Here is a 12,841-nt window from a genome sequence, read left to right as displayed (position 1 = left end):
TAAAACTCCTGTAATAACGGCATGCGATCGGCGCAGCGCGCCGGGATACCCTTCCGACGCCGCCGGCGGCGACAAGTTCCTTTTATCTCGCCGCCGCGCCGTTTTTCGGAATTCAGGAAATTTAGAACTGCCAGCGCAGCCAGGCGAAGAACACGTTGCCGTTGTTATAGGTGCCGGGAATGTAGGTCGCCTGGAACGTCAGCCGCTGATAGCCGATAGAGGCCAGCGGCAGCGGTGCCGGGATAGGAATGTATTTCCAGTTGTCACGCGCGGTGACGCTGGCGGTGAAGCCCAGCCCCAGGCGGAAATCCTTGTCATCCAGCGGGCGCCAGATCTTCTCGTAGGCGTAGCCGCCGATCGGCTCCCACTTGTTGAAGGAATCCTTGAACGCCATGATGTAGATGCCGTGCCAGTCACCGTCGCTGTCGTAGCGGGAGATACCGTAACCGGCCCCCCACGGGCGCTCGTTGTACTTATCGATATGTTCATCATCGTAAGTCCAACGGTTGTGCCAGGTGATGGCCGGAATATAGAGATCGTGGTTAGGCGAGTTGTTCCAGGTCTCCGCCACGTTATCGGTAAAACGCTGCCATAGACCCGGTTTTTCAGCCTGCGCGGTATTGCCACTTTCTGTACCAACCTCAGCGTAAGAAGGCAGTGCAGGAAATATCAACGCCAGAGAACATGCCAAAAGAGTCCGTTTGAGAAACATCGTAAAGCTCCTGTAAAAATACGGCCGAAGATTCTTACCGATAGCCCAGGCAAGATCAAGCTGTATCTAATTTATCCAACGCCCGTTGTGCTTTGGTTAAGTTTAGCACCGGAAAATTCCCGATAACTTTTAACAGGTTGTGCCGGCCTGCGTATGCTATCGCCTTTCGGGCGGCAAAGCCGTGGGAAAAGTCCGCTTTGTCGCACACGACTCGCGGGCAAGGTGCTTGACCAACACATCGACATCGAGACGGTTCACAAACTCCAGGGAATAAGAAGAATAGAGACCGAACAGGCGATTCTGGTGCCCGACCACCACCAGATCGATACCGGCCTGATGAATGAAATCGTTGACGTCCTTAAAGCGCCGGATAGTGACGATTTCCTTGACCGCAACCGGCGCCTCGACGGCGCTCACCAGCCGGCTCAGCATCGCCTTGGCGGCGATCACCTCCTGCGCCTGGCGATCTTTGACCAGCGCATCGCTGCCGTACTCCAGCTCCGCATAGTCGGCGTTGAGGTGGCCGACGGTGATGGCGATCGGCAGCCCGCCCACCATCGCTAGCGTTTGACGCAGTAACGGCAGCCCATCGCGCTCATCGTGAATCAGTACCAGAATGTGTCGATAGCTTTTCATCGCTCTTTCCCCCGTCAGTCAGTGCCACTGGGGCACCGCCCTCTTTGGTAGGTATACGCCATCTGCGCGCACGTAGAGAAAAGTTTACGTATCACTTCCCACGGAATGTGATGGCCACCACGTTATCTTAGCGACCGTGGCGGCGCATTTTAACGCCGGCCCGACGTGGCGCGCACCGCCGCCCCCGTAAAGCAAAGCTGACGGAAACCGACGAATAAAAAACGATCGCTGTTAATTTTTTGTTTTTAATTGGTTACAGAATGGTTTCTTGAAATAAGCGTGCGGCGGATCACCAAAATCTCCCTTTACGTCAGCGTCGGCTTTTCTTTTCCAGGCTAACTGCCGGGTACCGCCAGACAGGATTTAACGCGGCATCAAAAGTACCGGTAAACTCCCCCTGCGTCATGATAAATGCCAACGCGGCGCCGTTTCTCTGCTGATATTCCATCAAGGAAAAATACCGCCGCACGCCAATACGCAATACCCCTACTTTTTATGTATTACTCAATCGCGTAAAGCGCCGAATACAAACCGCCCATTTTTCGGCTGCCAACCCTATCTTGAACAAGTCGACGCTTTAAATAACTGTTAAAGCTAACGACACAACATCGCCAGCAATTTATTTTTGCTGATTTTCGCCTGACAAAATAAAGATAAATAATCCGGAGCAATCAATGAAAATAACTATCGGGTCATTCATTCTGCAACAGCTTCACGCCCTGAACGTCGATCGTATTTACGGCGTGCCCGGCGACTATAACCTCAGCCTGCTGGAGCTGCTGGAAAGCGACGACCGATTGGCGTTTATCGGCAACTGCAATGAATTGAACGCCTCCTACGCCGCCGACGGCTACGCCCGAATGAAAGGCGCCGGCGCGCTGATCGTCACCTACGGCGTTGGCGATCTGGCCGCGCTGTCCGGCATCGCCGGTGCCTATGCCGAATCTTCGCCGGTGATCTGCATTGCCGGCACGCCGCCGCTGCACGCGATGAAGAATCATCAGCTATTGCACCATACCCTGGGCGACGGCAATTTCGACAACGTCATGAACTGTTTTAAACAATTCACCGTTGCTCAAGCCTTGATTACGCCGGAAAATGCCGCGCAGGAAATTCCGCGCGTTATTTCCCGCGCCTGGATAGAGAAGAAACCGGTCTATTTACAGCTGCCTTCCGATATTTGCGACGTCGAAATTGAAATCACCGCAGCCGCAGCGGCGCCGCAGTTGCCGGCCAGCGATAAATACAATGTGCAATTAGCGGCGATGGCGCTGTTAACCAAAATAAAACGCGCACAGCGCCCGATCATGTTGATCGACCAAATGGTGGATCGCTATCAGCTGCAGCAGCGGGTTATCGAGGTCGCTCATCGCTTTGCCATTCCGCTGACCAATATGCCGACCGCCAAATGCATTATTCCGGAAGATACCGCCGGTTGGATGGGCGGCTACAGCGGCAACCTGTCGCGCCCCGAACTGTATGAACGCATGGCCCACTCGGACTGCGTGCTGAGCTTCGGCGTGCGTCTGGTGGACTCCACCACCGGCTATTTCTCGCAGCAAATTCCCGCCGCCGCTCAGGTGGATATCCAGCCGTTCTCGCTGAAGCTGGACAACACCTCCTACCCGGCGGTGGCGGCGGCGGATCTGCTGCAGGCGCTGCTGGATCTGAGTGAAGACGCGCCGGTACAGCCCCTGGCGCCGCTGCCCGATCCACGAGAGAAGCTGGCGACGCCGAGCGATACCCCCATCGACCAGGCCTATCTGTGGCAACGGATCCAGCGATTTATCCGGGCAGATGACGTGGTGGTGGTGGAAAACGGCACCTCGGGCGCCGCCATCGGCGGCATGCGCATGCCCGGCGGCGTCAAGGTGGTCAACCAACCGATCTGGGGTTCGATCGGCTATACCCTGCCGGCGCTGCTCGGCACCCTGATGGCGGCGCCGGAGCGCCGGCATCTGCTGTTCATCGGTGACGGCTCCTTCCAGCTCACCGCGCAGGAAGTGTCTACCCTGCTGCGCTGCGAGCAAAAGCCGATCATCTTCCTGATCAACAACGACGGCTACACCATCGAGCGTTATATCCTCGGCGAAAACTCGTCCTACAACGACATCGGCCCGTGGGACTACGCCAAACTGCCGGCGGTGCTGAATACTCAGGCGCAGCCGTTCAGCGTGGTGGTGGAGACCACGCAGCAGCTGGAAATGGCCCTGGAACGCGCCTCGCGGCAGGATCGGCTGGCGTTTATCGAGGTGAAAGTGCCGATGATGGACACGCCGCCGGTGATGAAAGAGTTCTGCAACCGCTGCAACAGCTTTAACTTCGGCCTGACCAACCCACGCCGCAGCGCCTGAGGCGCTACCGCGCCGCCGGTGGTTCAGGCCACCGGCGGCATTTTTTTATGTCGTTACCCGCCGGCGCGCGCCATGCAACGCTGGCGGCGTTCGTCCACCCGCTTGGCGAACCAGGCGGTGGTCAGCTTGCGGGTGATTTTCGGGCTCTCCAGCTGGATACCCGGCAGCATCTCACGCGGCAGCTTGCCGCCCGCCAGCGCGTAGACCTTCTTATACAGGTCGGTGTCGGCAAAGCCGGCCGTGTCGCCTTTCTCGAGCGCCCGGCGAATGGCGCTGTCGCTCATGTTCAGGCGCTTGCCGAGCGTGCGCACCGCCAGCTCGGTCGAGCCGGGCTTGTCGCTGCCGAAATCGATCAGGTCGCCGTCCAGCGCCAGCGGAATCGCGCTCGCCCGGCTGACCGCGTTTTGGAACGCCGCGTTGCGGCTGGCGTACCAGCCGGCGTTGAAGTCGGCAAAGCGATAAATCGGCCGGCTGTAATCGACCGGATACCCCAGCAAATGCATAATGCCGAAGTACATGCCACCGCGCCGGCTGAAGACTTCGCGGCGAATCGAGCCGTCGATCGGATAAGGGTACCCTTTGGCGTGCGCCTCGGCGAAGGCGACGCTCACCTGCATCGGGCCGCCGGTATGTACCGGGTTTAAATGCCCGAACAGCTTCTGCCCCATCGGCACGCGGTCGATCATGTCATCGAAGATATCGCTCAGATCCTTCTCGGTACGCACCTTATCCAACCGCTCGCTGTAGCTCTTCCCGTTCGACGACGAGATCTTCAACGCGGTGTGCACCAAAAAGTTCGGGATGTGCATCTGATCGGCACGGCGATCGATCTCCTTCCAGGCGATCTTCGGCAGCCCCGGCACCTGCGGGTTGGCCTGGAACGTCGATTCCTGTTCGGTCACCGCCAGCACCGAACACAGGTTCTCATCGCTCGGCTCGATGCCCTGCGCGGCAAAGGCGGCGGTAATATCGGTAGCCCAGCCCTGACGATCGCCGGCGTTGGCCGGGATCAACGTCATCAGTCGGGCTTTGACGTCGGCGGGGCGCGCCGCCGGCGCCGTGGTGGGGGTTTTACTGGTACAGCCCGCCAGCGCCAGCAGCGCGGCCAGGCTCAGCCAACGGAAGGGCGTCGGGTGAAATAAACGAGGTATCGGCATCTTTTCCCTGAACGTGATGACATGAACAGCACTGAAATTAGCCCAGCCGCCGCGCACAATCCAGTATAAAGATATCGCCGCGCCTTCCCGTCAGGCCGCTATGTTCAAACGCCTCACAAAGATGTATTTTATATACATCATATAAATCACTTTGCTTGCCCAGCCAGAGGAGCCCCTTATGGAGCAGCAGCTGCTTTGCTATAAAACCCTGCCGGAATGGAACAGCGACACGCTGCCGGAAGCCTTCCGCCAGCGCCACAACACCCAGAGCGGCACCTGGGCGAAGCTCACCGTCCTGAGCGGCAGCCTGACGTTCGCCATGATGACCGAAGACGGCGCCACCACCGAGACCTGGCAGTTCAGCCCCGAAAGCCAGCCGCCGTTTATCGCACCGCAGCAGTGGCATCGCATCGTTTCCTTCTCGGACGACATGACCTGCCGGCTGGCGTTTTACTGCACGCCGGAAGATTACTACCACAAGAAATACGAACTGACGCGCCCCCACTCTGAAGTGATCGAGGCGGCGGCGCGCATCGCGCCGGGCAAGGCGCTGGATCTGGGCTGCGGCGGCGGCCGCAATTCGCTCTATCTCAATCTGAAAGGTTTCGACGTCACCGCCTGGGACAAGCACGCGCCGTCGATAGACCGCCTCAATCAGATCATCGACGCCGAGCAGCTGACCCGCCTGAGCGCCAGCGTGCAGGATCTCAATACCCACCGCTTCAGCGGCGAATACGACTTCATCCTGTCCACCGTGGTGATGATGTTCCTCGAACGCCAGCAAATTCCGTCTATCGTGCAAAACATGCAGGACAGCACCGTGCGCGGCGGCCATAACCTGATCGTGGCGGCGATGGATACCGAGGATTATCCCTGCCCGCTGCCGTTCCCGTTCACCTTCAGCCCGGGTGAGCTGAAGCATTATTATCGCAACTGGGAGATCCTCAAATACAACGAAGACGTCGGCCAACTGCACAAGACCGACGCCGCCGGCAACCGCATCTCGCTGCGCTTCGCCACTCTGCTGGCGCGCAAGCTATAGCGCGTCGTGAAAGATAACCCCCAGCGTGTGGCGTTGGCCGGCGCGTATCCGGCTGACGCCGTGGCGCAGATTGACCCGATAGTAGCCTTTCACTCCCGCCACCGGCCGGTGATGCACGGCGAACACTACCGCGTCGCCCTGCTGCAGCGGCACCACCTCAGGCCGACTCTGCATCCGCGGCCGCTGTTCGGTCAGCACGAATTCGCCGCCGGTGAAGTCCCGTTCAGGGGCGGAAAGTAAAAACGCCACCTGCAGCGGAAACACCCGCTCGCCGTACAGATCCTGATGCAGGCAGTTGTAATCCCCCGCTTCGTAACGCAACAGCAGCGGCGTCGGCCGCCGTTGGCCGGCCCGGTGGCATTCGGCCAGGTAGGCCTCGTGTTCGGCGGGATAGCGCGCCGTCAAACCCAATAAGGTATTCCACCGGTTGGCCACCGGCGCCAGCCGTGCATACATCAGGCTGCGCATCTCGGCCACCGGAAGCGGCAGCGGATAGGCGAAATAGCGGTACTCGCCGCGGCCAAAACCGTGCTTCGCCATCACGATGCGGCTGCGGAAGTGCGCATCGTGCGGGTAGAACGCCGCCAGCTCGCGGCACAGGTCTTGGCTGAGCACGCCTGGCAACCGCGCGCAGCCCTGCGCATCGAGTTCGCGTTCAATCGCCGCCCAGTCCAATTCGGCCAGCCGCGCCGCCAGCGGGCCGCTCATCGCTGCGCCTCTTTTTCCAGCAAGGCTTGCTTGCGCTCGACGCCCCAGCGATAGCCGGACACAGCGCCGTCGTTGCGCACCACCCGGTGACAGGGGATCGCCACCGCCAGCACGTTGGCGGCGCAGGCGCCGGCCACCGCGCGCACCGCTTTGGGCGCGCCGATGCGCCGGGCGATATCGGCATAGCTGACGGTCTCGCCGACCGGTATCGTCCGCAGCGCCTGCCAAACCCGCTGTTGAAACGCGGTGCCGCGAATATCCAGCGGCAGCGCCAACCCGTTCTCCGGCGCTTCAATCAACCCCACCACCTGCGCCATCAGCGCTTCATACTGCGCGTCGCCGCCGATCAGCTCGGCATTAGGGAACTTGTCCTGCAGATCCTGCACCAACCGCTGCGCATCGTCCCCCAGCAAAATGGCGCAGATGCCCACCTCGCTCTGTGCCGCCAGGATCTCGCCCAGCGAACAGCGCCCGACGGCGAAATGGATGCGCATGCCTTTGCCGCCCGCCCGGTAAGCCTTCGGCGTCATGCCCAGCGCGGCGTTGGCTTGCTGGTAGAAGCGGCCGTTGGCGCCATAGCCGGCGTCGAAGATCGCGTCGGTCACCGTCTCCTGCTGCGTAAGACCGGTGCGCAGCCGTTGGCTGCGCTGCGCGTCGGCATAGCCTTTCGGCGTCAGGCCGGTGATCGCTTTGAACAACCGGTGGAAATGGTATTGGCTCAACCCGACGTGGCGCGCCAGCGTCTGCAGCGACGGCGCTTTCTCCGCCCGTTCGATATAGCGGCAGGCCTCAGCTATCTGCCGCGCATGCTGCTCCGTCAACGGCGTCAGCCCCTGGCGGCAGCGTTTGCAGGGCCGATAACCCGCTGCCTCCGCCTGTTCGGCGTCGTCGAACAGCTCCACGTTTTGCCGGTTCGGCTGGCGTGACGGGCAAGAAGGTGAGCAATACACGCCGGTGGTTTTCACCGCGTAGATAAAGCGGCCGTCGGCGTGCTTGTCGCGGCTGACGATCGCCAGCCAGCGCGGATCGGCGCTGTCGATTACGTTTTTCATCATCCGTTCCTCACTGCGGTTTCGATGTTAACCAGCATAGTGACGGGCCGTTGGCGAAACACGCCGACTCTTGCTTTTTAATTCGGCGCCGACGTTTTCGACAATGTTTCGACAATTTTTAACCAACAACATGAAGTTTATTACGTTGCCAACCCGGTTGCACAGCGTTAGGATCGCGGCCGGCCACGGGCGTGGCCAGTGTTTTTGCCTGTTAGTTGCGCGCATGGAGAGGTTATTGTGTTAGAGAGTTTTGGCGTCCTGAATTTATGGACCTATTTGGCCGGGGTGGTCTTCATTATCATTCTGCCGGGGCCGAATACGCTGTACGTGCTGAAAACCGGCGTATCGCGCGGCGTGCGCGCCGGCTACACCGCAGCGCTCGGCGTGTTCATCGGCGATGCGATCCTGATCTTCTGCGCCTATATCGGCGTGGCTTCGCTGATCCGCACCACGCCGTTCCTGTTTACCCTGGTGCGTTTTCTCGGCGCGATTTACCTGCTGTTCCTCGGCGCAAAAATCCTCTACGCCACCTTCGTGCAGAAGGCGCAGGCGCAACAGCAGCAGATTGAAGGCGGCCACAGCATTCTGCGCAAGTCGCTGACGCTGAGCCTGACCAACCCGAAAGCTATCCTGTTTTACGTGTCGTTCTTCGTGCAGTTCATCGATTTCAACTACGCGCACACCGGGCTGTCGTTCACCATTCTGGCGCTGATCCTCGAAGCCGTCAGCTTTATCTACATGAGCACGCTGATCTTCTCCGGCGCGATGCTGGCGCATTTCTTCAATCACAAGAAAGGCCTGGCGAAGCTCGGCAACGGCCTGATCGGCCTGCTGTTCCTCGGCTTCGCCACCCGTCTGGCGACCCTGAGCTCGTGATCCCTCCCGGCCGGCGCCCGCCGGCCGCGGTTTACTCGTTCGTCACGGCAAAATGACACGCAGGGCAAACCGAATGTCAGGCAGACCAAAGCCGCCGCTTTCCCGCTGATCTAGACTTGCAGGGTTAACGATAACCTGATGAGCCTGATCGGAGGATGTATGTCTGACAATACCGTAGCCGTGCTGGATAGCGTGTCGCGTTTTCTCGATCGTCAGCATGGGCTGTATATCGACGGCCAGTGGCGCGCGTCCGCCGCGGAAGGCCGCCTGGCGGTGTATAACCCCGCCAATGGGCAGCAGATCGCCACCACCGCCGACGCCAACGAGCAAGACGTCGCGCTGGCGGTGCAGTCCGCCCACAAAGCCTTCAGCGAAGGCGTCTGGGCGCAGCGTCTGCCGGTAGAGCGCGAACGCATCCTGCTGCGCTACGCCGATTTGGTGGAGCAACACGCCGAGGAGCTGGCGCAGCTGGAAACCCTGGAGCAGGGCAAGTCCATCAACATCGCCCGCGCTTTCGAAGTCGGCAGCACCCTGAACTGGATGCGCTACACCGCCGGTCTGGCGACCAAAATCACCGGCCAGACGCTGGACGTCTCCATTCCGATGCCGCCGGGCGCCAAATATCAGGTTTATACCCGTAAAGAGCCGATTGGCGTGGTCGCCGGCATCGTGCCCTGGAACTTCCCGCTGATGATCGGCATGTGGAAAGTGATGCCGGCGCTGGCGGCAGGCTGCTCCATCGTCATCAAGCCGTCGGAAACCACCCCGCTCACCCTGCTGCGCATGGCCGAACTGGCGAGCGAAGCCGGCGTGCCGCCGGGCGTGTTCAACGTGGTCACTGGCCGCGGCACCGTGTGCGGCAAGGCGCTGACCGAACATCCGCTGATCGCCAAAGTCAGCTTTACCGGCTCCACGCCGGTGGGCAAAAGCATCGCGCGCGCGGCGGCGGATCGCCTGACCCGGGTGACGCTGGAGCTGGGCGGCAAAAACCCAGCCATCGTGCTGAAAGACGCCGATCCGCAGCAGGTGATCGAAGGCCTGATGCTCGGCAGCTTCCTCAACCAGGGGCAGGTGTGCGCCGCCAGTTCGCGGATTTATATCGAAGCGCCGATCTATGACCAACTGGTGGCCGGTTTCGAACAGGCGGTGAAATCGCTGTCGGTCGGGCCTGGCATGGACACCGGCGCGCAAATCAACCCGCTGGTGTCGCTCGCGCACCGCAACAAGGTGGCGGCCTACCTGGACGATGCCCGGGCAAAAAACGCCGAGCTTATCGGCGGCGCGGCCGGGCCGGATGCCAACGGCTTCTACATCCCGCCAACGCTGGTGATCAACCCGGACGACAGGCTGAACCTGACGCGTGAGGAAGTGTTCGGCCCGGTGGTTAACCTGATTCGGGTAGCGAGCGCCGAAGAGGCATTGAGCAAGGCCAACGACACCGACTTCGGGCTGACCGCCAGCCTGTGGACCACCAGCCTGCAGAAAGCGATGGCGCTGACGCCGCGCATCCAGGCCGGCACCGTGTGGGTCAACACCCATACGCTGATCGACCCGAACATGCCGTTCGGCGGGTTCAAACAGTCGGGCAGCGGCCGTGACTTCGGCCCGGATTGGCTGGATGCCTACACCGAAACCAAATCGGTCTGCATCCGCTATTGAGTGAGGCGGCGCGGGCCTGGCCCGCGCCCTGACTTATTGATATTGCCGGCGGTACTCGCTCGGCGACATGCCGAAACGCTGCTTGAAAGCGGTCGAGAAATGGCTGTGATCGGCAAACCCCCAGTCGAGGCCGACTCCGGCCAGCTTTTCCTGCCCGGCGGCACTGCGCAGCGCCTGCGCGCACAGATCCAGCCGGCGATTTCTGATGTACTGCGCCACCACCAGCCCCTGGCGGGCGAACAGCCGATACAGGCTGCGCAGCGACACCCCCAACTCGGCCGCCACCCATTCCGGGCGCAGCTGCGCCGACTGAATATGCCTGTCAATCAACGCCAGCGCCTTGTCGAAAACCGGCTGTTGCCCCTCCGGGCGCGCCTGTTCGAGCGCCAGCGCCGGGCGTAGCAGCGCCGCCAGCGCATTCAGCACCGCTTCGCTTTCCGCCGCGGCGAGCTGAGGATCCTGCATGCTGCTCAGCACCAGCTGGCGGCTGAGGCGCACCGCGCTGAGCTCTGCTCCGAGACGCTGGGCACAAGGCGGCGGCACCGGCAGGCAGCCGCGCGGCAACAGCAGTGAGATTTGGCGTGAATCGCGCTGGAAGGTGAAGCTGCTGGGCCGTGAGGCGTCGATCAGCGTGATGTCGCCGGGAGAGAGCACCGTCTGGCTCTCGCCCTGTTCCATCAACGCGCTGCCGCGCAGCTGGAAGACGGTAAAAAAGTGCGCGCCGTCGCTGCGGGCGATCTCGCTCGGCGTGCGGTACAGCCGGGCCTGAGACACGTCGACCACGCTCAGGCGCAGCGCATGGGCGCGGAATTCCTGCATCGCCCCGCTGAAGCCCGGCCCCAGCGTTTTCGCGCAGAATCGGCCGCAGGCGGTGTTGATTTTCCCCAGCCACTCTTCGAAGCCGACGTCCCGGAGCGTTGCCAATGCCGTCATGATCTCTCCCTTCAAACAGCAGCGGTGCTGCGCCGTTGAACAGAAAAACACCATAACAATCCGTTAACACACAATCAATGGCGAGCGGGGGATTTGGCGCCGCGATCACAGTTCACCCGGCGCCCGTCATCAATCCGCCACGAAACCGTCATCTCATCGTCACAGGCCTCACCAAAGATACAGACTGCTCCCCTTTCACTTTGACACCCTGGACATGACCCGATGAAATCGTTGCAGAAATCCGTTTTAGCGCTGTGTTTGTTTACCACCAGCGCCCTGACCGCGTTCCACGCGCAGGCGGCAGAGGAAGCCCAACCGTTCACCACCGCGCAGCAGGTGGATCTGACCCACATCCTGCCGCCACCGCCGGTCAACGACTCGGCGCAGACCCAGCGCGAACTGCGGGAAGTGCTCGACATGCAGCAGAAACGCACGCCGGAAATGGCCAGCCAGGCCAAGGCGGATGCGGAAGAGAACGTCTGGGTGTACAGCAACGTGATGGGGCCGAAGTTCAACGCCAAAGCGTTGCCGGCCGTGAGCGCCTTCTTCGATCGCATCGTCGCCACCGAAGCGGCGGTGGTCGATCCGGCGAAAGATTTCTGGAAGCGCCCGCGCCCGCATATGCTCGACAGCCGCATCGAGCCGATCGTCAAGCGCTCCAGCTCCGGCTCCTGGCCTTCCGGCCACACCACGCTGGGCACGCTGATGGGCATCACCCTGGCCAACATGGTGCCGGAAAAGCGCGCCGCCATCATGACGCGCGCCTGGCAATACGGTGACAACCGAGTGGTGGCGGGGATCCACTACCCTTCCGATATCGAGATGGGCCGCATCGCCGGCAGCGTGATCAGCCAGCAGCTTTCACAGCAGCAGGATTTCCAGCAGCAGTACCGGCAAGCGCGCGACGAGCTGCGCCTGGCGCTGGATTTGCCTGCGGAAAAATAGACCCGGCGGCTAACACCGGGCCCTGACGGCCCGGTTTACGGCTGCTTGTCCAACAGGTAACGCACCACCGCCGCGTACTCTTTGGCGTAGCCTTCGACGCTGGTGCTGGCCATGCCGGCATTGTCTATCTTGTATTTGCCTGCCACGTAGAACGATGGGGTGCCGCGCACCTCGAACGCTTTCACCGCTTCGTTCTGCTTGGCGATCAATCCTTTGACCAGCAGGCTGTGACGCGCGTTTTCATAGGTAGCGGCATCGATGCCGGCCGCCGTGAACACCCGCTGAATATCTTCGGCGCCGTTGACGGCGCGCTGTTTCTGCACCGCGTCGAACATCGCCCCTTCAATCTTGTCTTCCACGCCCAGCACCGTCGCCACCGCCCAGGCTTCGGTCAGCTCATTGCCCAGTTTACCCATCAGGCTGACGTGATATTTGGTGACTTTCTCACCGGCGGGCAACGCCTGAGCAACGGTACTGCCTACGCGGTAGGTATCGGCAAACTGATAGCAAGGGCCGCAGTAGAAGGAGAAGAACTCCACCACCGCCGGCGCGGCGGCCACCGGCTTATCCAGCCGGGTGTATTGCTCGCCCGCACGGTAATCCGCGGCCTGAACCGCGGGCAACGCCAACATCAATACGACGGCGGCGGCGAACGAACGCTTAACTTTTGCCAACATAAACACTCCTGGTTTCGATTATGAACATCGTCCTTAGCGGCGGTTTTTATAATCAAATAACCGGCAGAAGGCCAGTTTTTATTACCTTCT

General features: G+C 61.0%; 12 protein-coding genes. 5 read left to right on the top strand and 7 right to left on the bottom strand.

Annotated elements, in window-relative coordinates; all coding sequences use genetic code 11:
• Positions 1-121 precede the first annotated feature (121 nt).
• Both pagP and ACJ8QI_RS00575 read right to left on the bottom strand, forming a co-directional pair.
• On the bottom strand, positions 122-712 hold the full coding sequence (gene pagP, locus ACJ8QI_RS00580; RefSeq protein ID WP_025301698.1) for a lipid IV(A) palmitoyltransferase PagP: 591 nt from the start codon (positions 710-712) through the stop codon (positions 122-124).
• Positions 713-868: 156 nt separating this feature from the next.
• On the bottom strand, positions 869-1,348 hold the full coding sequence (locus tag ACJ8QI_RS00575) for a universal stress protein (protein ID WP_060423210.1): 480 nt from the start codon (positions 1,346-1,348) through the stop codon (positions 869-871).
• Positions 1,349-2,022: 674 nt separating this feature from the next.
• Here ACJ8QI_RS00575 and ACJ8QI_RS00570 point away from each other — a divergent pair.
• Complete coding sequence (locus ACJ8QI_RS00570) at positions 2,023-3,702, top strand: alpha-keto acid decarboxylase family protein (protein WP_149571584.1); 1,680 nt, start codon at positions 2,023-2,025, stop codon at positions 3,700-3,702.
• A 53-nt stretch (positions 3,703-3,755) separates the two neighbouring features.
• Here ACJ8QI_RS00570 and ACJ8QI_RS00565 read toward each other — a convergent pair whose 3' ends face one another.
• Positions 3,756-4,859, bottom strand: a complete 1,104-nt coding sequence (locus tag ACJ8QI_RS00565) for a DUF1615 domain-containing protein (RefSeq protein ID WP_060423200.1) — start codon at positions 4,857-4,859, stop codon at positions 3,756-3,758.
• A 178-nt stretch (positions 4,860-5,037) separates the two neighbouring features.
• Between ACJ8QI_RS00565 and tehB the strand changes: the two genes are divergently transcribed.
• The gene (gene tehB / locus ACJ8QI_RS00560) at positions 5,038-5,901 is read left to right on the top strand and encodes an SAM-dependent methyltransferase TehB (RefSeq protein ID WP_442531947.1); all 864 of its coding nucleotides are present in this window, start codon (positions 5,038-5,040) and stop codon (positions 5,899-5,901) included.
• On the opposite strand, the gene ACJ8QI_RS00555 is transcribed toward tehB, so the two are convergent.
• Positions 5,896-6,609, bottom strand: coding sequence for a 2OG-Fe(II) oxygenase (locus ACJ8QI_RS00555; protein WP_442531946.1), 714 nt, complete (start codon positions 6,607-6,609; stop codon positions 5,896-5,898). The genes tehB and ACJ8QI_RS00555 overlap by 6 nt on opposite strands.
• On the bottom strand, positions 6,606-7,661 hold the full coding sequence (gene ada / locus ACJ8QI_RS00550; protein WP_442532124.1) for a bifunctional DNA-binding transcriptional regulator/O6-methylguanine-DNA methyltransferase Ada: 1,056 nt from the start codon (positions 7,659-7,661) through the stop codon (positions 6,606-6,608). The genes ACJ8QI_RS00555 and ada overlap by 4 nt, the downstream gene beginning before the upstream one ends.
• Before the next feature lie 237 nt (positions 7,662-7,898).
• Here ada and leuE point away from each other — a divergent pair, with 237 nt between their 5' ends.
• The gene (leuE, locus tag ACJ8QI_RS00545; protein WP_016928933.1) at positions 7,899-8,537 is read left to right on the top strand and encodes a leucine efflux protein LeuE; all 639 of its coding nucleotides are present in this window, start codon (positions 7,899-7,901) and stop codon (positions 8,535-8,537) included.
• 159 nt (positions 8,538-8,696) lie between these two features.
• Complete coding sequence (locus ACJ8QI_RS00540; RefSeq protein ID WP_064290428.1) at positions 8,697-10,196, top strand: aldehyde dehydrogenase family protein; 1,500 nt, start codon at positions 8,697-8,699, stop codon at positions 10,194-10,196.
• Between the two features lie 33 nt (positions 10,197-10,229).
• Here the strand turns inward: ACJ8QI_RS00540 and feaR are convergent, their stop codons facing one another.
• On the bottom strand, positions 10,230-11,129 hold the full coding sequence (gene feaR / locus ACJ8QI_RS00535; RefSeq protein ID WP_442531945.1) for a transcriptional regulator FeaR: 900 nt from the start codon (positions 11,127-11,129) through the stop codon (positions 10,230-10,232).
• A 222-nt stretch (positions 11,130-11,351) separates the two neighbouring features.
• On the opposite strand from feaR, the gene ACJ8QI_RS00530 reads away from it, so the two are divergent.
• Entirely contained in the window at positions 11,352-12,074 is a 723-nt protein-coding gene (locus tag ACJ8QI_RS00530) for an acid phosphatase (RefSeq protein WP_147839364.1), read from the top strand.
• A 35-nt stretch (positions 12,075-12,109) separates the two neighbouring features.
• Here the strand turns inward: ACJ8QI_RS00530 and ACJ8QI_RS00525 are convergent, their stop codons facing one another.
• On the bottom strand, positions 12,110-12,751 hold the full coding sequence (locus ACJ8QI_RS00525) for a DsbA family protein (protein WP_110157349.1): 642 nt from the start codon (positions 12,749-12,751) through the stop codon (positions 12,110-12,112).
• Positions 12,752-12,841 lie beyond the last annotated feature (90 nt).

The organism is Serratia sp. CY84636 (genome assembly GCF_052166245.1).
In the GTDB taxonomy this organism is placed as follows: domain Bacteria; phylum Pseudomonadota; class Gammaproteobacteria; order Enterobacterales; family Enterobacteriaceae; genus Serratia; species Serratia nevei.
Note: the sequence above shows the minus strand (reverse complement) of the source record. Positions and strands in the feature narration are given on the sequence as shown.